The organism is Caulobacter sp. 17J80-11 (genome assembly GCF_014349105.1).
GTDB lineage: Bacteria > Pseudomonadota > Alphaproteobacteria > Caulobacterales > Caulobacteraceae > 17J80-11.
Genome location: NZ_JACSJI010000022.1, coordinates 35,651 through 60,086 on the forward strand (window position 1 = coordinate 35,651; position 24,436 = coordinate 60,086).

General features: G+C 70.3%; 16 protein-coding genes. 4 read left to right on the plus strand and 12 right to left on the minus strand.

The window, feature by feature from the left end; all coding sequences use genetic code 11:
* Nucleotides 1–2 precede the first annotated feature (2 nt).
* From H8B08_RS17405 to H8B08_RS17420, 4 genes are all read right to left on the minus strand, one after another.
* Complete coding sequence (locus H8B08_RS17405) at nt 3–1,232, minus strand: thiamine pyrophosphate-dependent enzyme (RefSeq protein WP_187451465.1); 1,230 nt, start codon at nt 1,230–1,232, stop codon at nt 3–5.
* Between the two features lie 214 nt (nt 1,233–1,446).
* On the minus strand, nt 1,447–1,833 hold the full coding sequence (locus H8B08_RS17410; protein WP_187451466.1) for a response regulator: 387 nt from the start codon (nt 1,831–1,833) through the stop codon (nt 1,447–1,449).
* The gene (locus H8B08_RS17415; RefSeq protein ID WP_370545520.1) at nt 1,830–3,953 is read right to left on the minus strand and encodes a response regulator; all 2,124 of its coding nucleotides are present in this window, start codon (nt 3,951–3,953) and stop codon (nt 1,830–1,832) included. The genes H8B08_RS17410 and H8B08_RS17415 overlap by 4 nt, the downstream gene beginning before the upstream one ends.
* Before the next feature lies 1 nt (nt 3,954).
* Nucleotides 3,955–9,762, minus strand: coding sequence for a HAMP domain-containing protein (locus tag H8B08_RS17420; protein ID WP_187451467.1), 5,808 nt, complete (start codon nt 9,760–9,762; stop codon nt 3,955–3,957).
* A gap of 314 nt (nt 9,763–10,076) precedes the next feature.
* Here H8B08_RS17420 and H8B08_RS17425 point away from each other — a divergent pair, with 314 nt between their 5' ends.
* The 4 genes from H8B08_RS17425 (at nt 10,077) to H8B08_RS17440 (ending at nt 11,361) form a co-directional block, all read left to right on the plus strand.
* Nucleotides 10,077–10,457 carry a hypothetical protein gene (locus tag H8B08_RS17425; protein WP_187451468.1) on the plus strand — a complete coding sequence of 127 codons (381 nt, stop codon included), beginning with the start codon at nt 10,077–10,079 and terminating at the stop codon, nt 10,455–10,457.
* The gene (locus H8B08_RS17430) at nt 10,454–10,723 is read left to right on the plus strand and encodes a DUF5985 family protein (protein ID WP_370545521.1); all 270 of its coding nucleotides are present in this window, start codon (nt 10,454–10,456) and stop codon (nt 10,721–10,723) included. The genes H8B08_RS17425 and H8B08_RS17430 overlap by 4 nt, the downstream gene beginning before the upstream one ends.
* Nucleotides 10,723–11,004 (plus strand): DUF5985 family protein, encoded by a 282-nt coding sequence (locus tag H8B08_RS17435; RefSeq protein ID WP_187451469.1) that lies wholly within the window; start codon nt 10,723–10,725, stop codon nt 11,002–11,004. The genes H8B08_RS17430 and H8B08_RS17435 overlap by 1 nt, the downstream gene beginning before the upstream one ends.
* A 69-nt stretch (nt 11,005–11,073) precedes the next feature.
* The gene (locus H8B08_RS17440) at nt 11,074–11,361 is read left to right on the plus strand and encodes a hypothetical protein (RefSeq protein WP_187451470.1); all 288 of its coding nucleotides are present in this window, start codon (nt 11,074–11,076) and stop codon (nt 11,359–11,361) included.
* Between the two features lie 42 nt (nt 11,362–11,403).
* Here the strand turns inward: H8B08_RS17440 and H8B08_RS17445 are convergent, their stop codons facing one another.
* From H8B08_RS17445 to H8B08_RS17480, 8 genes are all read right to left on the minus strand, one after another.
* A complete protein-coding gene (locus tag H8B08_RS17445) occupies nt 11,404–13,440 on the minus strand; it encodes an elongation factor G (RefSeq protein WP_187451471.1) in 2,037 nt (678 codons plus the stop codon).
* 67 nt (nt 13,441–13,507) lie between these two features.
* A complete protein-coding gene (locus H8B08_RS17450) occupies nt 13,508–15,808 on the minus strand; it encodes a glycosyltransferase (RefSeq protein ID WP_187451472.1) in 2,301 nt (766 codons plus the stop codon).
* 133 nt (nt 15,809–15,941) lie between these two features.
* Nucleotides 15,942–18,254, minus strand: coding sequence for a family 16 glycosylhydrolase (locus H8B08_RS17455; RefSeq protein WP_187451473.1), 2,313 nt, complete (start codon nt 18,252–18,254; stop codon nt 15,942–15,944).
* A 400-nt stretch (nt 18,255–18,654) separates the two neighbouring features.
* A complete protein-coding gene (locus tag H8B08_RS17460) occupies nt 18,655–19,521 on the minus strand; it encodes an FkbM family methyltransferase (RefSeq protein ID WP_187451474.1) in 867 nt (288 codons plus the stop codon).
* A gap of 26 nt (nt 19,522–19,547) precedes the next feature.
* Entirely contained in the window at nt 19,548–20,579 is a 1,032-nt protein-coding gene (locus H8B08_RS17465; RefSeq protein ID WP_187451475.1) for a polysaccharide pyruvyl transferase family protein, read from the minus strand.
* The gene (locus H8B08_RS17470; protein ID WP_370545522.1) at nt 20,576–21,583 is read right to left on the minus strand and encodes a glycosyltransferase family 2 protein; all 1,008 of its coding nucleotides are present in this window, start codon (nt 21,581–21,583) and stop codon (nt 20,576–20,578) included. The genes H8B08_RS17465 and H8B08_RS17470 overlap by 4 nt, the downstream gene beginning before the upstream one ends.
* Nucleotides 21,574–23,037 (minus strand): oligosaccharide flippase family protein, encoded by a 1,464-nt coding sequence (locus tag H8B08_RS17475; protein ID WP_187451476.1) that lies wholly within the window; start codon nt 23,035–23,037, stop codon nt 21,574–21,576. The genes H8B08_RS17470 and H8B08_RS17475 overlap by 10 nt, the downstream gene beginning before the upstream one ends.
* 108 nt (nt 23,038–23,145) lie before the next feature.
* Complete coding sequence (locus tag H8B08_RS17480) at nt 23,146–24,423, minus strand: O-antigen ligase (RefSeq protein WP_187451477.1); 1,278 nt, start codon at nt 24,421–24,423, stop codon at nt 23,146–23,148.
* Nucleotides 24,424–24,436 lie beyond the last annotated feature (13 nt).

Below are 24,436 nucleotides of genomic sequence, written 5' to 3' on the forward strand. Positions count from 1 at the left end.
GGTCAGACCCCAACTTCCTGACGCTGACGACGCAGGCGCCAGTCCGGCGTCTCGAACACGTCCTCGAACATCTCCTTCACGCTCGGGCGCGACTGGCCCAGCGTGCCGATCGCCTCCGACTCCTTGCCGGCGGCCTTGACCTGCTCGACGCAGTCCTTCTCCAGCTGCTCGTGGCGGGCGTCGTCCCACTCGCCGAGCGCGATCAGGTGCTGCTTCAGGCGGGTGATCGGATCGCCCAGCGGCCAGTGGTCGAACTCGTCGCCGGGGCGGTAGCGGGCCGGGTCGTCCGAGGTCGAGTGCTGGGCGGCGCGGTAGGTGTAGAACTCGATCACCGTGGCGCCGAGGTTGGCGCGGGCCCGCTCGGCCGCCCACTGGGTGGCGGCGTGCACGGCCAGGAAGTCGTTGCCGTCGACCCGCAGGGCCGGCAGGCCGTAACCGACCGCACGCGCCGCGAAGGTCGTGAGCTCACCGCCGGCGATGCCCTGGAAGCTCGAAATGGCCCACTGGTTGTTGACGATGTTGAGGATCACCGGGGCGCGGTAGACGCCGGCGAACACCATGGCCTGGTGGAAGTCGCCCTCGGCGGTGGCGCCGTCGCCGATCCAGGCGGCGGCGATCTTGTCGTCGCCCTTGTAGGCCGAGGCCATCGCCCAGCCCACGGCCTGCGGGTACTGGGTGCCCAGGTTGCCGGAGATGGTGAAGAACCCGAACTCCTTGGTGGAGTACATGATCGGCAGCTGACGACCTTTGATCGGGTCCTTAGCGTTCGAATAGATCTGGTTCATCATGTCCACGAGCGGGTAGCCGCGCGTGATCAAGAGGCCCTGCTGGCGATAGGTCGGGAAGCACATGTCCTCCCGGTCCAGCACGAGGGCCTGGGCGCAGGCGATCGCCTCCTCGCCCGTGCACTTCATGTAGAAGCTGGTCTTGCCCTGCCGCTGGGCGCGGTACATGCGCTCGTCGAAGGTGCGGGTCAGCACCATGGCCGCGAGACCCTTGCGCAGGGTGTCGGCGTCCAGCTTCGGGTCCCAGGGACCGACCGCGCGGCCCTCGTCGTCCAGCACGCGGACCAGGCTGTAGGCCAGCTCGCGCATCTCGTGCGGCGAGGTCGAGACGTCCGGGCGCGGGGCTGCGCCGGCGTCGGCCAGCATCAGGCCGCTGAAGTCCGGCGCGTCGCCCGGCCGGCACTGCGGCTCAGGGACGTGGAGGCTGAGCGAACGGGTGTTCTTCATGGGGTTCCCGACCTAGGACAGGCGCGCCGAGAGCCGAACGCCGCGCGCCGGCCCAGGGCCGCGCGCGTCGCCGATCGCGACAGCGCCTCCCATACGGACGGACGCGTCGCGTTTCAACTGCGGCGTTGAGGCATGAGTTTGCCGCACCGCAGCAAATCTAGGCACGTCGTGCCCCAAATTTGACGATCAATGAAACGTCCGTTTGGCGGGCGGCTCAGGCGGCCGGCGACCCCGCGTCCAGGCCGATCGCCCCGAACACGCGTTCCAGGTCGGCCAGCTGATAGGGCTTTTCCAGCACGTGCACCCCGTCGCCGAACGCAGCCCTCACGTGGCCCAGGGACTGGCCGCTGGTGACCACGATCGGCAGGTCGGGGGCCAGACGGCGCAGGTCGGCGACCAGCTCCTCGCCGGGGCGGTCGGGCAGGCCGAGGTCGACCAGGGCGCAGGCCAGCTCGCCGAAGCGCCCGTGCGCCACCTCCAGCGCCTCGCCGGCCGTTCCGGCTTCCAGCGCCTCGGCGTCCAGCTCGTCGAGCAGGTCGACGGCGAGGATGCGGATCATCACCTCGTCGTCGACGACGAGAACCAGGGGGCGCTCGCTCATCGGCTCCCCTTGGCGCGGCGACGGGGCGCGGCCTTGCGCGGCGCGCGCGCGGCCCGGGCCGGCGCTTCCAGCACCTCGCGCAGCTTCCGCGCGAGGTCGGCGCGCTCGTAAGGTTTATCGATCAGGGCGAACTCCATGTCCGACAGCAACTCGATCTGGCCCACATAGCCGGAGGTCAGCAGCACCTTCACCTCGGGGTCGATCTCCCGGGCGGCGTAGGCCAACTGCACCCCGCTGGCGCCGCCGGGCATGACGACGTCAGAAAACACCAGATCGAAGCGCTCGCCGGCCCGCATCAGTTCCAGGGCCGCCGGCGCATTCACGGCTGTGGCCACTTGGTAGCCGAGTCCCTGCAGCAGGTCGACGGCCAAGGCCAGCACCGCCGCGTCGTCCTCGACCGCCAGCACCCGCTCGGTTCCGGTGGGCGCCTCTTCGGCTTCCGCGGCCGCGGGCCGCTCGGCGACGGGCGCGTCGGTGGCCGGCAGCAGCAGCTCGAAGGTCGTGCCGCGGCCCGGCGCGCTTTCCAGCTCGACGAAGCCGCCCGACTGGCTGACGAAACCGTACAGCTGGGACAGACCCAGGCCCGAGCCCTTGCCGACGTCCTTGGTGGTGAAGAACGGCTCGAACACCCGCTCCAGGATCTCAGGCGGCATGCCCACGCCGGTGTCGCTGACCCGGATGCGGATCCAGGCGCCTTCGGCCCCTTCGCGGCGGAGGCGGCGCACCTCGCCGGCGTCCAGCGTCTCGGTCGCGATCGCCAGCGTGCCGACCCCGTCCATGGCGTCGCGGGCGTTGACCGCCAGGTTCAGCAGGGCGGTCTCCAGCTGGGCGGCGTCGACGTGGGCGCAGAGCGCGCCCTCGCCCAGCTCCAGCGTGAGCTCCACCGCCTCGCCCATGGCCTGGCGCATCAGGGGCGCGAAGCCGCGGATCAGGTCGTTGACGTCAAGATTGACCGGATTGAGGTGCTGACGTCGCGAGAAGGCCAGCAACTGGCGGGTCAGGCTGCGGCCGCGCTCGGCGGCGTGGCGGATCGCGCCCAGCTGGCGCTGGCGCTTGGCGTCCGGCTCCTCGCGCCGGCCCAGCAGGTCGACGTTGCCCAGCACCACGGTCAGCAGGTTGTTGAAGTCGTGCGCCACCCCGCCGGTCAGTTGGCCGACGGTCTCCATCTTGCGGGCCTGGGTCAGCTGCTCCTCCAGCGAGCGGGCCTCGGTGACGTCCAGCATGACGCCGAAGATCTCGTGGCCGCCTTCCACGCCGGGGGCCAGCACGCCCTGGTCCTGCAGGATGCGATAGCTGCCGTCGGCGCACTGCCAGCGGTACTCGCTGGAATAGGCGCCGTGGCGCACGGCCGAGGCGATCGCCTCGACCACCTTCGCGCGGTCGTCCGGGTGCACGCGCGACAAGCCGAACTCGGGCTCGTCGACGAACCGATGGGCGTCGAAGCCGGTGATCGCCCGCACGCCCTCGCTGACGAACAGCGGCGCGTAGGGCGGATCGGGCAGGCGCGAATGGAAGACGATGGGCAGCGAGCTCAGGATGGTCTCCTGCCGCTCGCGGGCCCGGCGCAGCGCCCGCTCCGCCGAGGCCTTCTCGCTCTTCACCCGGTCGTGCTCGTCCAGCAGCCACTGGCGGTAGTCGGCCTGGCGCTTCACCTCCATGGTCTTCAGGTGCAGGTCGACCAGGACCTGCACCTTGGAGCGCAGGATGAACGGGTCGACCGGCTTGAACACCACGTCCACGGCCCCGGCGGAGTAGGCCTGGAACACGTGGGCCTCGTCGCGGAAGATCGCGGTCAGGAAGACGATCGGAATGGCGCTGGAGCGCCGGCGCGAGCGGATCAGGGCGGCGGTCTCGTAGCCGTCCATGCCCGGCATGTGCAGGTCCAGCAGGATGACCGCATAGTCCTCGACCAGCAGGCGGCGCAGGGCCTCTTCGCCGGAACGGGCCACGACCAGCTCGTGGCCCAGGCTCTCCAGCGCCTGGATGGCGGCGAAGGCGTTCCGCTCGTCGTCGTCGACGATCAGGATGCGCGCGCGCAACGGCGCGTCCATGGCCGGCGGCGCGGGCATGGTCGCGCGCCGGCGCCGGCGGCTCTTGGCGAGAAGTACTTCTGGACTCACGTCACCTCGCAGGGACCGCGGCCGCCAGGTCGGCGCCGCCCAGCTTCAGGGCGTCCGCGCGGCGGATGGCGACGCGCAGGACCGAGATCAGCTGGTCGATGTCGACAGGCTTGGACACGTAGTCGGAAGCTCCGGCCTGGATGCACTTCTGCCGGTCGCCCTTCATCGCCTTGGCGGTGACGGCGACGATCGGCAGGCTCGCGAAGCCGGGTCGGGCCCGGATTTCGCGAATGGTTTCGTAGCCGTCCATATCGGGCATCATGATGTCGACCAGAACCACGTCGACCTGCGGCCGATCGCCCAGCAGCTCGAGGCCGGCGCGGCCGCTTTCGGCGTAGGAAAACTCCACCCCGTACTCTTCCAACGCGCTGGCGAGGGAGAAGATGTTGCGGATGTCGTCGTCGATGACGACGATCTTGCGGCCGGCCAGCACGTCGTCCTCCTGGCGGGTCTGGGCGAGACTGGCGCGCGCCGCCTCGGGCAGGCGCTCCAGCGGCGCGTGCAGGGACAGGCTGGCCTGCTCGATCAGCTGCTCGGGCGTGCGCGCCACCCGCACCTGGCCGGCGAACACGGCCAGCCGCAGCCGCCGCTCGTCCTCGGGCGTCGGCTCATCGGGCGTGTAGACGACCACCGGGCCGGCGTCGCTGCGGCGCAACTGATCGATCACCTCGGCGATCGGCGCGGCGCTGGCGTCGACGACCACGCAGCCGGGCCGCGCCTCGGCCGGGGCGGCCAGCACCGCCTGCAGATCGTCGGCGACCTCGACCTCGCAGAAGGCCTCGCGCAGGATCTCCGCCGCCTCGGCGTCAGGCCCGATCAGGTGCACGCGACGCTCGGTCTTGGCCGCCAGGTCGCGGACCTCGTGCAGGGTGGAGACCACCGCCTCGGGGGCCACCGGCTTGCTGGTGAAGCCGCAGGCGCCCAGCGCCAGGCCCAGGCCGCGCTGGTCTTCGGCCGAGATCACGTGCACGGGGATGTGCCGGGTCTCGGGCGTGCGCTTGAGCATGTCCAGCAGGGCCAGGCCGTCCATGTCCGGCAGGCCCACGTCAAGGATCACGGCGTCCGGCGAGAACCGCCGCGCCAGGGCCGGCACCGCCGCGCCTTCGGCGGTGACCACGCCCTTGAAGCCGCAGTCGCGCACCAGGGACAGCATGATCGCCGAGAAGCGCGGGTCGTCCTCGACGATCAGGATCACCGGATCAGCCGGACCGACCGCGTCGCGGTCGTCCATGGTCGCCTGGGCCGGCTCGTCGCCGGTCGGCTCCGGCGCGGGCAGGGCCATGGGCCGCTGGGCGGCGCGCAGCGACGGCGTGGTCTGGACCGCGGGGCTGAAGTTCAGCGGCAGGAACAGGGTGAAGGTCGACCCCGCCCCCGGCGTCGAGGACACCTTCAGCTCGCCGCCCAGCAGGCGGGTGATCTCGCGGCTGATCGACAGGCCCAGGCCCGTGCCGCCGTACTTGCGGCTGGTGGTGCCGTCGGCCTGCTGGAAGGCCTCGAAGATGATCCGCTGCTTCTCCTCGGGGATGCCGATGCCGGTGTCCTCGACCGAGAAGGCCAGCACCTGGCCGGCGCGGTTCAGGTGGTCGTTGGCCACGCTCCAGCCGCCCGGCACGCGTTCGACCTTCAGCCGCACGTGGCCGGTCTCGGTGAACTTGAAGGCGTTGGACAGCAGGTTCTTGATGATCTGCTGCAGGCGCTTGTCGTCGGTCAGCATCGAGCGCGGCAGGTCCGGCGCCAGCTCGACCGCGAAGTCCAGCTTCTTGTCGTTGGCCAGCTGGGCGAAGGTGCGGTCCATCTGGTCGCGCAGATCGGCGAAGGACATCTCGCCGATGTCGAGCGTGACCGTGCCGGACTCGATCTTCGACAGGTCCAGAATGTCGTTGATCAGGCCCAGCAGGTCGGAGCCGGCGGCGTAGATGTTGCGGGCGAACTCGACCTGCTTTTCGCTCAGATTGCCCTGGGTGTTGTCGCTCAGCAGCTTGGACAGGATCAGCAGCGAGTTGAGCGGCGTGCGCAGCTCGTGGCTCATGTTGGCCAGGAACTCGGACTTGTACTTCGAGGTCAGGGCCAGCTGCTCGGCCTTCTCCTCCAGGGCCAGCTTGGCCTGCTCGACCTCGCGGTTCTTGGCCTCCACCTGTTGGTTCTGGGCGGACAGCAGGTGCGCCTTGTCCTCCAGCTCAGCGTTGGTCTGCTGCAGCTCGTCCTGCTTGGCGCGCAGCAGCTCCTCGGACTGACGCAGCGACGCGGCCTGCTGCTCCAGGCGGTCGTTGGTCTTGGTCAGCTCGCTCTGCTGGGCCTGCAGCTCGGCGGTCAGCAGCTGCGACTGCTTCAGCAGGCCTTCGGTGCGCATGTTGGCGGCGATGGTGTTCAGCACGATGCCGATGGATTCCATCAGCTGGTCGAGGAAGGCCTGCTGGGTCTCGTTGAACTGGCCGAAGGTGGCCAGCTCGATCACCGCCTGCACCTCGCCCTCGAACAGGGCCGGCAGCACGATGATGTTCAGCGGGGCGGCCTCGCCCAGGCCCGAGGAGATCTGCACGTACTCCTTGGGCACGTTGGTCAGCAGGATGCGCGACTTCTCGTAGGCGCACTGGCCGATCAGGCCCTCGCGCAGCTTGAACTGGCTGGCCAGATGCTTGCGGTTGTTGAAGGCGTAAGCGGCCGCCAGGTTCAGCACCACCTGGCCGTCCTCGTCGCGGTCGCTGACGTAGAACACGCCGTGCTGGGCGTTGATCAGCGGGGCCAGCTCGGACAGCACCAGGTTCGACACGGTGGTCAGATCGCGCTCGCCCTGCAGCATGCGGGTGAACCGGGCCAGGTTGGTCTTCAGCCAGTCCTGCTCGGTGTTCTTCAACGTCTGATCCTTCAGATTGCGGATCATCTCGTTGATGTTGTCCTTCAGGGCGTCCACCTCGCCCGACGCCTCCACGGTGATGGAGCGGGTCAGGTCGCCCTTGGTCACGGCGGTGGACACCTCGGCGATGGCGCGCACCTGGGTGGTCAGGTTGGCCGCCATGGCGTTCACGTTGTCGGTCAGGTCGCGCCACAGGCCGGCCGCGCCGGGCACGCGGGCCTGGCCGCCCAGCTTGCCCTCGATGCCCACCTCGCGGGCCACGTTGGTCACCTGGTCGGCGAAGGTGGCCAGGGTCTCGATCATGCCGTTGATGGTGTCGGCCAGGGAGGCGATCTCGCCCTTGGCGTCCAGGGTCAGCTTGCGCTTCAGGTCGCCCACGGCCACCGCGGTCACGACGTCGGCGATGCCGCGCACCTGACCGGTCAGGTTGGCGGCCATCATGTTCACGTTGTCGGTCAGGTCCTTCCACGTGCCGGCCACGCCGGGCACCTGGGCCTGGCCGCCCAGCTTGCCCTCGGTGCCCACTTCACGGGCCACGCGGGTCACTTCCGAGGAGAAGGCGTTCAGCTGGTCCACCATGGTGTTGATGGTCGACTTCAGCTCCAGGATCTCGCCCTTCACGTCCACGGTGATCTTCTTGGACAGGTCGCCCTTGGCCACCGCGGTGGTGACGTCGGCGATGTTGCGGACCTGACCCGTCAGGTTCGCGGCCATGAAGTTCACGTTGTCGGTCAGGTCCTTCCAGGTGCCGGCCACGCCCTTCACCTGGGCCTGGCCGCCCAGCTTGCCCTCGGTGCCCACCTCGCGGGCCACGCGGGTCACTTCCGAGGAGAAGCCGTTCAGCTGGTCCACCATGGTGTTGATGGTGTTCTTCAGCTCCAGGATCTCGCCGCGCACGTCGACGGTGATCTTCTTGGACAGGTCGCCCATGGCCACCGCGGTGGTCACCTCGGCGATGTTGCGGACCTGACCCGTCAGGTTCGCGGCCATGAAGTTCACGTTGTCGGTCAGGTCCTTCCAGGTCCCGCCGACGCCCTTCACCTGAGCCTGACCGCCCAGCTTGCCTTCGGTGCCCACCTCGCGGGCCACGCGGGTCACTTCCGAGGCGAAGCCGTTCAGCTGGTCCACCATGACGTTGATGGTGTTCTTCAGCTCCAGGATCTCGCCGCGCACGTCCACGGTGATCTTCTTGGACAGGTCGCCGTTGGCCACGGCGGTGGTCACTTCGGCGATGTTGCGCACCTGGCCGGTCAGGTTCGCGGCCATGAAGTTCACGTTGTCGGTCAGGTCCTTCCAGGTGCCGGCCACGCCCTTCACCTGGGCCTGGCCGCCCAGCTTGCCCTCGGTGCCCACCTCGCGGGCCACGCGGGTCACTTCCGAGGAGAACGAGTTGAGCTGGTCCACCATGGTGTTGATGGTGTCCTTCAGCTCCAGGATCTCGCCGCGCACGTCCACGGTGATCTTCTTGGACAGGTCGCCCATGGCCACCGCGGTGGTCACCTCGGCGATGTTGCGGACCTGACCGGTCAGGTTGGCCGCCATCAGATTCACGTTGTCGGTCAGGTCCTTCCAGGTGCCGGCCACGCCCTTCACCTGGGCCTGGCCGCCCAGCTTGCCCTCGGTGCCCACTTCGCGGGCCACGCGGGTCACTTCCGAGGAGAAGGCGTTGAGCTGGTCCACCATCACGTTGATGGTGTTCTTCAGCTCCAGAATCTCGCCCTTCACGTCCACGGTGATCTTCTTGGACAGATCGCCTGTGGCCACGGCGGTGGTCACCTCGGCGATGTTGCGCACCTGACCCGTCAGGTTCGCGGCCATGAAGTTCACGTTGTCGGTCAGGTCCTTCCAGGCGCCGGTGACGCCCTCCACTCGGGCCTGGCCGCCCAGCTTGCCTTCGGTGCCCACCTCGCGGGCCACGCGGGTCACTTCCGAGGAGAAGGCGTTCAGCTGGTCCACCATGACGTTGATGGTGTTCTTCAGCTCGAGGATCTCGCCCTTCACGTCCACGGTGATCTTCTTGGACAGGTCGCCCTTGGCCACCGCGGTGGTCACCTCGGCGATGTTGCGGACCTGACCCGTCAGGTTCGCGGCCATGAAGTTCACGTTGTCGGTCAGGTCCTTCCAGGTGCCGGCCACGCCCTTCACCTGGGCCTGGCCGCCCAGCTTGCCCTCCGTACCCACTTCGCGGGCCACGCGGGTCACTTCCGAGGAGAAGGCGTTCAGCTGGTCCACCATGGTGTTGATGGTGTTCTTCAGCTCCAGCACCTCGCCCTTCACGTCCACGGTGATCTTGCGCGACAGGTCGCCGTTGGCCACCGCCGTGGTCACCTCGGCGATGTTGCGGACCTGGCCGGTCAGGTTGGCGGCCATCAGGTTCACGTTGTCGGTCAGGTCCTTCCAGGTGCCGCCGACGCCCTTCACCTGGGCCTGGCCGCCCAGCTTGCCTTCCGTACCCACTTCGCGGGCCACGCGGGTCACTTCCGAGGCGAAGGAGCCCAGCTGGCCGACCATGGTGTTCACCACCTTGCCGGTGCGCAGGAATTCGCCGCGCAACGGGCGCTCCTCGTTCTCCAGGTCCATGGTCTGGGACAGGTCGCCCTTGGCCACCGCGCCGATCACGCGCGCCATTTCGGCGGTCGGGTGCACCATGTCGGTGATGAGCGTGTTCACCGCTTCGACGCTGGCCGCCCAAGAGCCGGCCGCGCCGGGCAGCTTGGCCCGCTGGTTGATCTTGCCCTGCTTGCCGACCACGTCGCCGAGCCGCTCGAACTCCTTGGTCATGCGGTCGTTAAGCTCGACCACCTCGTTGAAGGCTTCGGCGATGTCGTCGTCGACGCCGTCCAGGTCGCGCGGCAGGCGGACCGAGAAGTCGCCCCGGCGGAAGGCGCGCAGGGCGGCGAGCAGCTGGCGGCCGCTCAGACGGGATTCGGGGCTTTTGACGGCGGCGGCGGACATGATCTCCCCTCGGGAACACGTGCGGCCGGGCGCGCTCGGGGCGGTGCAGCTGGCAGTCGGGACGCCGACAACGGCCGGGTGCGCCCCCTGAGGGGAGCGCCCGTTCGCTGCTGCGGCCGTCATGCTGACATGCGACGCCCTGGTTTACCCGACCAACTGCCGGAAACGCACCGTTTCAAGTCCGGTTCCGTCAGGTCAAAAATATTTCTTTCGGCCTTGACCCCCCAGTCCTCGACCTTAGCGTTGCTCGCGATCGGGGATCAATTCGAGATCAAGAAGGGCAAAGGGGGACTTCCCGCAGGGAAGCGCAGATTTTGACGACCCTGGACCACGACATACTTGCATTCATTAGAGCATCTATTCGGTCCGTCTGGGCGCTGGAACTTCTGCTGCTCCTGCGCGCGCACCCCGATCGCTCATGGTCTTCCGAAGAGCTGATTTCGGAATTGCGGGCGAGCACCCCGCTTGTGGGCGAAACCGTGACGGTCCTGTCCACCGCCGGCCTGATCCGGACGGACGCGGACGGACGCCACACCTACGCGCCGGCGTCGCCCGCGCTCGCCGCCCTCTGCGACCGTCTGCAGTCGCTCTACCGCGAGCGGCCGGTGCGGGTGGTCAACGCCATCGTGTCTTCCTCCGGCGACAAGCTGCAGAACTTCGCGGACGCGTTCCGCCTAAAGGGTGAGCCCAAGTGACCGACGTCGGCCCCGCCATCGTCTACCTGCTCTGCCTGGCCACCAGCATGGTGTGCGCGGCGCTGCTGGTCCGCTCCTATCTGCGCACCCGAACGCGGCTGCTGCTGTGGAGCGCGCTGTGCTTCGTGCTGCTGGCGCTCAACAACCTGTTCGTGGTCGGCGACATGATCCTGCTGCCGTCGGTCGACCTGACGCTGGGCCGCCAGCTCAGCGCGCTCGCCGCGGTCTGCGTGCTGCTCTACGGCTTCATCTGGGAGACCGAGTGATGCAGGCCCCCGAAACCGCCGGCTTCATCGCCGGTCTCGTGACCATGGGCTACACCACCGCGGGTTTGTTCTTCCTGCGCTTCTGGACCCGCACCCGCGACCGCTTCTTCCTGAGCTTCGCCGCCGCCTTCTGGCTGATGGCTTTGAACGGCGCGCTGATCATCTGGATGCACGTGCCCAAGGAGGAGCAGAGCTGGATCTACCTGCTGCGGCTGGCCGCCTTCGTGCTGATCATCGGCGCCGTGCTCGGGAAAAACCTCGGCGGGAAACGCGCCCCGTAGCAACTTCGGCTTGGCCGCCGTCGCCGAACGCTGGTATTCGAAGCTGCACCGCCTCGGGAGCGCTTCGCCATGAAGATGGGCCTGTTCGGCTTCAACATGCTGGCCCTGGCCGCCCTGGTCGGGCCGGCCCTGCTGATCTTCATGTCCGCCGATCAGACCCAGACCGTCGCGCCGACCACGCGCACGGTGTTCTTCAGCCTGTTGGGCGGCGGTTCGCTGGCCTGCCTGGGCGCCATGGCCCTGCTGAGCCGCAAGCGCGCGGCCGATCCGTTCCTGACCGTGACCCTGCTGCTGTTCGGCCTGCTGGGCCTCGCCGGCGCGATCGGGGCGCTGTTCGCCGTCACCGCCGTCCGCTGACGGGCCGCGGCCCGGGCGAACCCGGACCGCCCCTGATCCTCCTCACGCGGCCGCGCTGCGCGCCTGTTTCACCACCTCGTCGGCCAGCCGACCGGTAAGCTCGGCCATGTGGTCGAACTCGGCCTCGAACGCCCCGACCCCCTGCGTCGCCGAGCGCAACTCGACGATGAGGTCCTGGCGCTCGGACTCCGGCAGGTAGACTTCGATCCGGTCCCAACCGGGCCAACCCTCGCGATTGTCGAAGCCGAGGATCTGGCCGCGCCGGCCCGACACGATCGAGTTGATCCGCGAGGTGGCGGTGGACGGCGCGTAGATGGTGATCTTGTCCACCGGCTCCAGCAGGTACGACGAGCCGCCGGCCAGGCCCTCGCTCATGGCGATGCGTCCGGCGGTGCGGAAGGCGATCTCCGAGGAGTCGACCGCGTGGTAGGAGCCGTCGGTCAGCACGACGCTGACGTCGACCACCGGGAAGCCCAGCGGGCCCCGCTCCATGGCGTCGCGCACGCCGTCCTCGACCGCGGGAATCCACTGCTTGGGCACGACCCCGCCGGTGATCTTGTCGGAGAAGCTGAAGCCCTCGCCGCGCTCCATCGGCCGCAGCTCGATCATCACGTCGCCGAACTGGCCGTGGCCGCCGGTCTGCTTCTTGTGCCGGCCGCGCTGGGCCAGGCCCTTGCGGATGGTCTCCCGGTAAGCGGTCTTGGGCCGGTGCGCGTCGACCGCCACGCCGAAGCGGCGCTTCAGCCGCTCGATCGCCGTGCGCAGGTGCACCTCGCCCTGGCCCAGCAGCAGGGTCTCCTGGGTCTCCGGATCCAGCCGATAGGTCAGGCCGGGATCCTCCTCGACCAGCTTGGCCAGCGCCCCGGACAGGCGCACGTCGTCCTTGCGGTCCTTGGTCGACACCGCCAGGGCGAACAGCGGCAGGCGCGCCTCGGCCGCCAGCTTCAGCCGGCGCGCCTTGCCGTCGGTCGACAGGATCTCGCCGGCGCGGGCGTTCTCCAGCTTGCCCAGAGCGACCAGCTCGCCCGGCCCGGCCTTGGCGATCTTCTTGGTCGTCGCGCCGAACACCGAGAACAGGCCGCCGACGCGGGCCTTCTCGCCGTCGGGCCGGGTCACTTCGGAGCCGTCGGCCAGCTCCGATCCGAACACGCGGGCCATGGCCAGCTTGCCGATCTGGCCGGCGTGTGCGGTCTTGAACACGTAGGCGCACGGGCCGTCGGCGCCGAGCCGCTCGGCGGCCGCGCTCGCTTCGGGCATGTCGTGGCGCAGCGCCTTCAGCAGCCGGCGCACGCCGAAGCCGTTCAGGGCCGAGCCCAGGAACACCGGGGTGATCAGGCCCTCCCGGGTCTCGCGGATCAGGTCGGCGAACACCGCGTCCTGGCTGGGGGTGACGTCCGAGAGCAGCTGCTCCATCAGCCCGTCGTCGTAGTCGGCCAGCTGCTCCAGCATGTGGAAGCGGGCCTCGGTCTCGCGCTCGATCAGGTCGGCGGGGATGTCGACCCGCTCCGACGCCGCGCCGGCGCGGTAGACGAAGGCGCGCTCCAGCGCCAGGTCGACGAAGCCGGCGGCCTTCTCGTCCTTCCAGATCGGGATCTGGCGAGCGACCAGCGGCGTGGAGCTGACCGGCTGGAGGGCCGCCAGCAGGTCGCGCACGCGCCCGCGCGCCTGGTCGATCTTGTTGACGAACAGAGCGCGGGGCACGCCCCGGCGCTCCAGCTCCTTGAGAATCGGCTGCAGCAAGACGGCCTTTTCAGGCTCGGGATCGGCCACCACCAGGCACAGGTCGGCGCAGGCCAGGGCGTGGTCGGCGTCGGCCGCGAATTCCACCGAGCCGGGGCAGTCGATCACCCCGTAGCGGTCGCCCATGAACTCGAAGCCGGCCAGGTTCAGCTCGACCGACTGGCCGCGGTCGCGCGCCTCGGGGGCGGCGTCGCCGACGCTGGACTTGGCCTCCACGGAACCTTGCCGTTCGATCGCGCCGGCCGCGTGGAGGAGCGCCTCCAGCAGCGTGGTCTTGCCCGACCCCACCGGTCCGGCCAGCGCGACGACTCTCGCGCCGTGGGTCTTGGTCTCCGGCATTCGCGTTTCTCCCGTCGCTGTTTTGAGCGGCGGGCCGCGGTCCGCCGCGACACAATTCCTTCCTCGGTCAGCTCACAAGCGTTCCCGCCCTTATGCTTCCGCCTTCGGAAACCAGGACGCAAGCGTCGTCGTCCTCTTCGATCGGGTCGCTCCGTTCGGGGCGGACCATGAAGTCCAGCAGGTCGCGCCAGCACGCCTCGGGCGAGAACGACCGGCGCGCGCAGGCCAGCGCCGCCTCGCCCAGGCGCAGGCGCTTCTCCGGGTCGGCCAGCAGGGCCAGCACCGCCTCGGCGAAGGCGGCCGGCTCGGACTCGACCGTCGCGGCGCTCGCAACCAGGGCTTCGACGCCCTGCACGGTGACCGGCGTCGCCACAACCGCCTTGCCGCGGCCCAGCGCTTCGATCAGCTTGATCTTCAGGCCCGAGCCCACGGTCAGCGGCGAGATCACCACCGCGGCGCGGGCGTAGAGCGGCTCCAGGTCGTCGACCAGGCCCAGCAGGCGCACCCCCGCCGGCGGCGGCTCGCGCAGGCCCCGGGCGACGCTGCCGGCCACCTCCAGCACCGCGTCGGGCCGCGCCGCGCGGATCATCGGCCAGGCTTCGGCGAAGAACCAGCGCAGGCCGATGATGTTGGGCGCGGTGTTGCTGCCCACGAACAGAAGGGCCGATCCGTCGCCGGGCTGCGCCTGCGGGACCGGATCGACCGCCATGGGCGCCACGATCACCTCGGTGCGGCCGACCCGGCGGCGCACCGCCTCGGCCTCGTCGGGCTGGATGGCCACCACCGCGTCGGCCTGGCCGAGCAGGGCGAACTCCTCGGCCGCGGTCAGGCGGGCGACGGAATCGGTCGCGCCATGGCGGGCGAAGGCGCCCCCGCGGCTGGAGAACAGGTCGTGCATGACCACGACGCCCGGCGCCGCCTCGGCCAGGGCGTAGGGGATCAGCGGGGCGAGAAAGGCGTAGTCGGCCAGCACGGCGTCGACCCGGCCGCGGACCGCGCGGGCCACGAACAGGGCGTCCTCGCGTCCGTTCGCGGCGGCGACCGCGTAGGGCGCGGGCTTGACCCAGCCGGGGCGCCGCAGACCCGCGCGGGCCAGCACCGCCTCGACCACGGTCAGCAGGGCGCGCGGCGCGACCCGCAGGTCGCGGGCGATCAGCCAGCGGCCCAGTCGCCAGGCGCCGCGCAGGCGATAGTCGGCGAACACGTCCGTCTCGGGCTTCAGGCGCATGGCCGGCCAGCGGCCGAAGGCGGCCGGCGAGGGGCCGACGAAGCGCACCCGCCAGCCGTCGCCGGTCAGGGCGCGGGCCAGCTGCAGCAGGTAGGCGCTCGAGCCGTTGGTCGCGCCCACGACCCGCTGGCGCGAGACGATCACCGCCTCGCGGGTCGCCGGGGCGTCGCCGGCGTCGGCGGCGGCGGGAGCCGGCCGGGGCGCGAACAGGGCGTTCAGCCGGGCGGCGACGGGCAGGCGCAGCAGGGCGGCGGCGCGCGGGCGCCCGGCGCCCCAACGCAAGGCCTCGCGCCAGCGGCCCTTCTTCAGGGCCTCGACGATTTCCCCGAACACCAGGGCGTCCTTGACGCTGCGCCGGCGGCGCTCGACCTCGCGCAGCACCTCCGGCGTGGGCGCGCCGACGCGCAGTTCGAAGTCCGCGGCCAGGCTGGCCCGCAGCTGAGCCGGCGTCAGCCGGTGCGACAGCGAGCCGGGGCGGCGGCGGTAGAAGTAAGTGGGCTCCGGATAGGTCCGCAGCCGCAGGCCGGCGAACAGCAGGCGGGCGACCAGGTCGAAGTCCTCAGTGAGGAACAGCCGCTCGTCATAGGTCACGCCGCTGCGCCGCAGGGCGTCCATCCGGATCATCGGCTTGAGATAGCCCAGCGCCGGCCCGCGACCGAAGAAGCGGTTGGAGCGGACGTAGGCGACCGGGTCGATCCACTGCGGGCTCTGGGCCAGGGCGCCGGTGAAGAACAGGCGCGGCGCCTCCGCGTCGGTGTCGGAGAACAGCAGGAGGTCGTCGGCGACCATCTCGGCGCCGTCCCGCTCGGCCGCCTCGATCAGCTGGCGGAAGCGGTCGGGGTGGACCAGGTCGTCGCTGTCCACCACCGCGACCCAGCGGCCGCGGGCGGCGCGCAGGGCCCGGTTGCGGGCCGCGGCCGGTCCGCCGGCGGTCTCGGCGGTGAGAAGCCGCACCCGCGGGTCGCGCTCGGCCATGCGCCGGACGCGCGCGACGCTGTCGTCGCGGGAGGCGTCGTCGGCGACGATGATCTCGAGATCGTCGAGCGTCTGGTCCAGCAGGGACCGAATGGCGGCTTCGACGTAGGCCGCCCCGTCGCGGTTGGCCATCAGCACCGAAACGACGGGTACGCGATCGGGCATGCGGCCTTCCAGCTTAAGTTTGATGCGACGTGTCGCGTTAACCCGCGAGGCGCGCCTTCGTTGCGCGCTTGGGCAAAAGAAAGGGGCGGGAACCCCTAGGTTCCCGCCCCGAACTATCGATCCGAAGGTCGGATCAACCCCAGTGCCAGTCGTCGACCTTCACCAGGTTGTGGATGTCTACGTTCTTCAGCGTCACCGATTCACCCGACGAGAAGCTGAACACCGCGTCCGCTCCCGATTGGGAGAGGGTCGGGGCCGAGCCGTGGCCCTGATAGCCGCTGAAGTCCAGGTCGTCGTTCGCACCGCCGGCGGCGAAGTTGTAGATCGTGTCCTTCCCGGCCCCCGGAGCGAAGACGAACATGTCGTCGCCCGCGCCGCCGTCCATCACGTCGTTGCCGGCGCCGCCGGTGATGTGGTCGTTACCGGCCAGGCCGTTGATGCGGTCCGCGCCCGTGGTGCCGACCAGGTGGTCGTCGCCCGCGGTGGCGGCCAGGTTCGGGGTCGACGGCGACGGAGTGGGGGTCGGCGTCGGGGTGGGCGTCGGCGTCGGGGTGGTGGAAGAAGCTTCCGCCGCGCCCCAGTGCCAGTCGTCGATCTTCTTGAGGGTCGACATGTCCACGCTCTTCAGCGTGACCTTGTCGCCGTTCGAGAAGCTGAACACCGTGTCTGCGCCCGACTGGGTCACCGTCGGCTTCAGACCCGCGGCCTGCTGGCCGTTGAAGTTCAGGCCGTCTTCAGCCCCCTTGAAGTTGTAGATCGTGTCCTGGCCGGAGCCGACGGCGAAGATGAACTGATCCTTGCCGGCGCCGCCGTCCATGGTGTCGTTGCCGGCGCCGCCGGTGATGTGGTCGTTGCCGGCCAGACCGTTGATGCGGTCCGCGCCCGAGGTGCCGACCAGGTGGTCGTCGCCCGTGGTGGCCGTCAGGTTGGTGTCGCCCGGAGTCGGGGTGGGCGTCGGCGTCGGGGTCGGAGTGGGCGTCGGGGTCGGAGTCGGAGTGGGCGTCGGAGTCGGGGTCGGCGTCGGGGTGGTCCCGCTGCCGTCCAGGCTGTAGGCGCGGATGTAGTCGATATCCATCTTGGCCGGGAACTTGGTGGTCGCGTCCGGGCTGCCCGGCCACGAACCGCCCACCGCCAGGTTGGCGATCATGTACATCGGCTTGTTCATGTCGGCCGGGGTGGCCGAGCGGTAAACTTCCACGCCGTCGACATAGAAGGTGACGTCCTTGGCGTCCCACTTGGCGCCGTAGGTGTGCATGCCGTCGGTGGTGTCACCGATGAAGTTGGCGTGCGTGTCGTAGGTGTGCTTGCCCGAAGCCTTCGAGTGCGTGGTGGTGTGCGCGATGGTCGGATCCGAACCGATCATTTCCAGCACGTCCAGCTCGGGCGGCCACGAACCGTCCTGCGGAAGCAGCCAGAACGCCGGCCACAGACCCTGGCCGCCCGGCAGGTCGGCCTTCATCTCGAAGTAGCCGTAGGTCTGGCTGAAGGTGCCCTTGGTGTTGATCGTGCCCGAGACGTACTGGTTCGCGGTGCCGCCGATCGCGTCCTTCTCCGCCTGGGTGGTCGGACGGGCGGTGATGCTCAGCACGCCGTTGTTCACGGAGAACGGGTTCACGCCCAGACCCTTGAACTCCGGGTCCATGTAGTACTGGAGTTCCTTGTTACCCGGCAGCGTACGGGTGTCGTACGAGGTGCCCGGACCGAAGGTCGTGTTCCAGGTGCCCGCGCCCTTCCAGTCCACGCGACGGTTCAGCGTGTTGAAGTCGTCGTTGAAAGTGAGCTTCAGCTTGCTCATGTCGATCGGCAGCTGGAAGTCGTCGGCCGCGAAGTCCGCCACCTTGTGGTTACGGAAGGTGACCGACTGGTCCGAACCCAGGTTCAGCACCACGTCGGAGCCGCTCTGGACCATCGCCGCCTTGACCTGGTCGAAGGTGTAGAGGCTGGAGCCCTTCAGGCGCACCACGTCCATCTTCCCGGCGCCGGCCTGGAAGTCGGTGATCACGTCGCTGCCCTCGCCGCGAGCGACGATGAAGGTGTCGGCGTCGGCGCCGCCCGTGAGGACGTCGTTGCCGCCGCGGCCGTCGATGGTTTGCGCGCCGGCCAGACCCTTGATGATGTTGGCCTGAGCGTTGCCCTGGCCGAACGAGTCGTAGCCGTTCAGGGTCAGGTTCTCGACATTGTCCGGCAGGAAGTAGCTGCGGATGGCGTTGACCGTGTCGACGCCTTCGCCGGCCTTCTCGATCACAATGTCGGTGCGATTTTCAGTGGTGTAGGTGTCGTCGCCGGCGCCGCCCACCAGGGTGTCGCCGCCACCGCCACGAATGCCGTCGTTGCCGGCCGTACCGTTAATGGTTTCCTTGGCGCTGGTGCCGGTGAAGCCCTTGGTAGTAGCGCCGCTCAGCGGAAGAGCATTACCTTTATAATCAATAGTAGTAATATCAGCCATCGGGTAACTCCCCAACAAGTTATGGCGAGAAGTTACTTCGGCTGATCGATGTTATCAAAGCGACGGGCGGTCGCAACCGAGCCCCGTTCGCCGTACATGTTCAGTGAATATTCGACTATATTTTCGCGGCGCGTTGACGCACCCGGTCGCGGCCACGCTTGGTCTGACGCAACAACCGACCTGATTTCATTGATTCAGAGAATGAAACTTGCAGACCGGCGCTCGCCGGGCGCGGTCACGCACCCTGCGTCAGGCCGTCACCCGGCGTCCTCCGCCCAAGGGGTTGCGTACAAAGCAAGCGGCCACTCTTCACGAGCGGCCGCTTAAAACACTGGGAATCCGCCCGGAAAACCTGGAGGCGTTCCGCAAAAGTGGGTTCTGTTTTGCGATCAGAACGCGCTCAAGCTTTTGACGGCTGAAGCGCTGCTTGGGGAGATTTGGCCGGCGCCGCTCCGTCGAGCAGGCTTTGCAGGGCCGCGGGCGCCGCCCGGACGAACGGGGCGATCTTGCCGTCGTCGCGCGCGGACCAGGCCAGATAGTTCACCGGCTCGTAGCCCAGCGCGCGCCCCGCCCCGGCCAGATCCGCCTGCAGGCGCTGGAACTGCCGCCGGTCCAGCCGCACCAGCCGGTCGCGTTCGACCAGGGCCAGGCTCTGGCCCTCGGCGGTCAGGAGGTCGAACACCTCGTCGGCCGCCGGGTTCTGCCGCCGGTCGATCTCGACCACCATGACCGGCTGGTGGCGCACAAGAAGGCCGCGTCCGCCGGCCAGCACCGGCAGCTCGAAGCCCTCGGTGTCGATCTTCACCACCGCCACCCGCCGTTGCGACACGCGCAGCAGGTCGTCCAGCGGCGTGACCTCGACCTCGACCGTGTCCACGCCCTGCACCGGCGTGCCGGCGAACTGGTTCTCGTCGCTGAGGGTCGCGCGGTAATGGCCCTCCTCGTGCGCGTACCTCGGCACGCGCAAGGTGGCGCGGCCGTGCGCGGCCCCGGCGGCGGCGGCCAGCACCAGGCAGTTGGCCGGCAGCACCTCGCCCAGCCGCGCGGCCAGGATCGGGTTCGGCTCCAGCGACACCACCATGTCGAAGCAGGAAGCGAGCACCCGGCTGTAGAAACCGTCGCTGGCGCCGACGTCGACGGCGGCGGCGCCGCCAAGGGCCCCGAACACCCGCTTCAGGAACCGCAGGTGCGGATCCACCGGCCGCAGGCTCAGGCCCACGTCGGTCGCCTTGAGCGTCATCTTCGCCCGATCCAGCAGTCGCGGCATACGTCTTCCCTCGATCAACCTTGACCTTAACCGGCCTGAGCGCCGGAAGTTGCGCGCCCGCCGACCACGGCCGGACGGCGCGACGGAGCCCGTTCGGCGCGCAAGGCCGACAGGCGCGCCAGCATCTCCCCGGCCAGCGCCGCGCGTCGCGCGGCGTCCGACAGGCAGGGCGCGGCCTCGGCCGCCCGGCGCAACGCCTCGGCGGTTCGGGCCGGCGACAGGCCCAGCGTCCGGCGGACCAGTCCGCTTTTCAGCGCCGCCGCCTTGACCCGGCTGCGCAGGCTCCGCCCTTGGGCGGGCGCGTCGGCGCGCGCCTCGTATTCGCGCCAGGCCTGGTCGGCGTCGACGCGGACCCGCCGGCCCAGATCGCCCAGCCGCGGCCGGCCGAACCGGACCCAGGCCTCCGCCGAGGGCGGCGGCACGACCAGCGGGTCGAGGGCCACGCCCACCGAGGCGCACCAGTCGGTCCATTTGAACGCCGAGAAGTTGCCGCTCGTGGCCAGCGGGACCCAAGGCACGCCGAAGGCGTCGGCGACGATGGCCCCGTGCAGCGACTCGGTCAGCACCAGCCGCGCCCGGCTCAGGCGCCGGCACACCGCCAGCGGGTCGGCGTGGGCTGGGCTGAGCAACTCGAGCCCGGCCAGGGCGCAGGCCTCCGGCCAGCCGGGGACGTCCAGGCTCTCCCAGTGGGGGACCACCACGGTCTCTCCGCCGCCGGTCGCCGGCGGCTCTTTCGCGAGCAGGCGAGGGACCAGCACGGCGCCGTCGGTCAGGGCGAGGTTCGGCTCGGCCCCGAGCGCGCGCGCCGACAGCGGACCACGCACGCACCACAGCCGGCGCGGCGTCTTCCAGCCGTCCAGCCGGTCGTAGCCGACCCCGCTGGAGAACACGTGCAGGAAGCCGATGCCCGGGGTCGGCATGCCCACGATGGTGCCGATGCCGAGGAAGCCTTCGCTCCTGTCCTGGTCGAACAGCTCGGGCGCGAGCGCCGGCCAGAGGACGCCGTTGAGATCGTCGCCGAAGTTGGGCCGCGCGTTGCGGCAGGCGATCAGCTTCACGCGCGCGCCTCCGCCCGGCGCGGCGCCGATCCCAGGCCGAGCAGCCGTCGCCAGAAGCCGAGCGACCAGCCCAGGTGCATGACCATGGCCGCGGCGCCGGACCCGGCGGCCCAGGCGTCCCGCTCGCGCAAGCCCAACCAGGCGCCGTAGGCCAGGCAGCCGCCGGCCCACAGGGCGGCCGGGGTGGCCAGCGGGCCCCAGGCGGCGCCCGCGGCGGCCAGCAGCACCGCCGGCGCGACCGCCAGCGGCGCGGCCTGGCGCAGGCGCGGGACCAGCCGGTGCTTGAGCACGGTGCGCGCCCTGCCTTCGCCGTAGGCGAGGTACTGACGGAACAGCGCGCCCGGACGGGGGCGCGGGAAGTAGGTGACGATCAGGTCCTGCTCCAGCCAGATCCGCCGGCCGGCCCGGGTCAGGCGCACGTCCAGCTCGGCGTCCTCGTTGGCCGCGAAGCTTTCGTCGTAACCGTCCGCCTCGGCGAAGGCGTCCAGCCGCATCAGGGCGTGGTGGCCGTGGTCGACCCAGCCGCCGGCGCCGGTGCGGCGGTGGCGTGAGCCGCCCGCGCCCAGCAGCGAGTTCTGAGCCGCCGCGACGGCGCGCTGGAACGCGCCGCCGCCGCTCGAGCGCATGGGCACGGTCACCGAGTCTGCGCCGGTACGTTCCGCGGCCGCGAGCAGGCCCGCGCAATAGTCGGGCGGGTAGCCGGCGTGAGCGTCGAGGCGGATCAGCCACGCGCAGCCAGGGCCGAACCGGCGGGCGGCCAGGTTCACGCCGGCGCTCTGCAGGCGGGCGGGATTGTCCAGCAGAATGACGCGCGGATCGCGGGCCGAGAACCGGCGCACGATCGCGCGGCTGGCGTCGGTGCTGCCGCCGTCGGCCACTACGATCCGGCACCGGTCCACGGCCGCGTCGGACAGCAACCGCTCCAGCAGGCCGTCCAGATGAGCCGCCTCGTTGAGGCAGGGGACGACGACCAGGACGTCTGGGACTGAAGCGTTCAACGACACGGGGCGGGCTCTCCGACGGGAAGGCGACGTTCACGAACGAGTTCGACCAGGCCGCCGCGCACGCTCCACAGCCCGACGGCCAAGCCGACGGCGGCGGACACCGCCACGACGGCCAGCGGATCGACCCCGGTCAGGCGCATGGCCTGGGCGGCGGCGAGCGCGGACAGCCAGGCGGCCAGGGTCGGTACGACAGCGTCGCGCATCAGGGTGAGGATCGGGCGGGGCGCGTCGGCGCGGGTCATCACGGCCACGGCGGCCAAGGCGATCAGGTTCTTGGCCGCGAGCGCGGCGGCGATGGCGGTCAGACCGAAGGGCGCCGTCACGATCAGGGCGGCCGCGCCGGCCACGGCCGACGCGACGGCATAGGTCAGCAACCCGCCGTTACGCCCCGAAACCGAGAGCAGGGCCCCGTGCACGCCGCCGTGCAGGCGGGCCAGGCCGCCGACCGCGAGCAGCACGGCCGGAACCGCGGCGGGAGCCCAGCGCGCGCCGAACACCAGGGTGATCAGCGGCTCGGCGTTGGCGGCGAAGATTGCGGTCGGCAGGCCGCAGGCGGCGGTCAGCAGCGCCCGCCCGCGACGGATCACCTGGGCCCGCTGCTGCGGATCGCCGGCCGCGAAGGCCGGCTGGAACAGCACGCCCGAGAAGGCCGCCTGGGCGGTGACCAGGGTCGCCTCGATGCGCTTGCCCAGATTGAAGCGAGCCAGGCCCGCGGCCGGCACGAACAGGGCCAGAAGCACTTGGTCGAGATAGTTGTTGGCCGCCCCGGCCAGCCGCACGGCCGAGGCCAGGCCGGCCTGGCGGGCCATCGGGCGCAAGGCGGCCGGCGCCCAGACCGGGCGGGCGAAGGCGCGCGACCAGGCGGCGGTGAACAGGAACAGGAAGACCGACTGGGCGAGGTAGGCGCCGATCAGGCCCCACAGCGGCTTGACGCCCAGCGCCACCCCGACGCCGACGACGGCCGCCAGCAGGTTGGCGAGCATGACCCGCGCCGCCAGCGGCCGGAACGCCGCGCGCCGGGCGAGCGCCGCCTGGGGCTGCAGCAGCAGCAGGTCGAACAGCACCTTGGGAGCCAGCAGGGCGACCGCCCCGCGCATGCCGCGCAGCTCGCTCCAGACGCCCGATGCCGCGAAGGTCAGGATGACGAACGACGCCGCGCCGGCCGCGCCCGCGGCGAGCAGAAGCCCGGTGGCGGCCTGCTGTTCCTCGAGCCGCGCTTCGCCCTGCAGCAGGGCCTCGTAGAGACCCTGCGGACCCAGCGCCTTGATCAGTTCCAGGGCGGCCAGGGCGGCGGCGGCCACCCCCAGCTGGGCCGGCGGCACCACCCGGGCGAAGAACACGAACAGCAGCAGCGGGAAGGCCACCGAAAGGCCCGCGTTCAGCGTCGCCCAGACGGCCCCGGCGAACAGGCTGGACCCTTCTGCGGCGGACGAACCTGACTGTTCGGCGATCATACTGTCCCCCGCCGCGTCCTCCGCGGGAGCGGGGTCGGCTGCTCCGGGACAAACAAACTTGGCCGTCGGTGGTTCCAAGGTTTTCGGTCGGCGCGAGGCCGGACTTTCTCAGCGCTGGAGCCGCCGTTCCGGAGCCAGGGCGAGGGCGGCGGTCAGGAACAGGACGAAGGTCGCCACGCTGAACTGCACCAGGACGATCGACTCCAGCGGCGTGCGCGACAGCAGAAGCAGGAACCCCGCCGCCCCGAAGGCCACGGTCGGGGTCGGCTGGAACATCAGACGCGCGGCGAAGGCGGCGAGGCCGACGGCCAGGGTGGTGACCAGGGTGACCAGCCCGACCCAGCCCAGCTCGACCAGCACCTCGATGTACTGGTTGTGGAAATTGAAGCCGGCGCGGCTGCGGATGTTGGCGAAGCGCCAGAGCCCCTCGGCCTCCAATGAGCCGCGTCGCCAGAACGCCTGGTAGCCGTGGCCCAGCACCGGCCTGCGCGCGATGTAGCCTTCGGCGCGCTGCCACAGATAGGTCCGCCCCGTAAGGGTCGGGTCCTTGCCGAACTTGCGCAGGATGGTGATCTCGCCCGTGCGCGCCTGCTGCTCGGCCATGAAGGCGGCCGGGACGGTGGCGAGCAGCACGGCCGCGGCGGCCAGGGCCCGCCACTTGAACCGCATGCGGGTGATCAGGATGAGGATCACGAACAGGCCGCCGGCGAGGATGGTGGAGACCACCGCGCCGGCCGACTGGCTGGTGCGCAGCAAGAGCGCCGCCAGCATCAGGCCGCCGACGCCGCCGATGCGCATGATCATCGGCTGGCGCGGGTCGGCCACTGCGGCGCCCGCGGCCAGCGCCAGCAGGCTGGCGATCACCGCCATCTCGTTCTTGCTGCCGAAGATGCCGGCGAAGGCCGTGCCCTGCTGGAAGCCGACCGACACCCAACGGCCGAACTGCAGGGAAAGCAGACCGGCCAGCAGCAGGGCCGAGAAAGCCGAGCCGATGATCGCCGGCCCGGGCGTGCGCCGCGCGATCAGGAGCGCGATGAACACCGTAAGGGCGAACTGCAGGCCGTGGCGGAAGCTCTCCATCGGGGCTTCCGACCACAGGGTCGAGGCCATCGCCAGCGCCGGCAGGGCCAGCAGCGGCGCCACCGGAAGCATGGCCGTCAGCGCCTCCTTCCAGAACGCGATGAGATACAGGCCGAGCAGGCCCAGCATCACGTAGAGCGACTTGCCGTCGGTCGCGACCACGGTGAGCAGGGCGATGAACGACCCGAAGCTCAAGACCCATTCCGGCGACCAGTAGCGGCCGCTGGCGAACGCGGTCGGGGCGACCCGCGGCGCACGCCAGGGCTGCGCCGCCTGAGATTGGGCCGCCTGAGTGTCGATGGTCATCGAAGACCCCTCT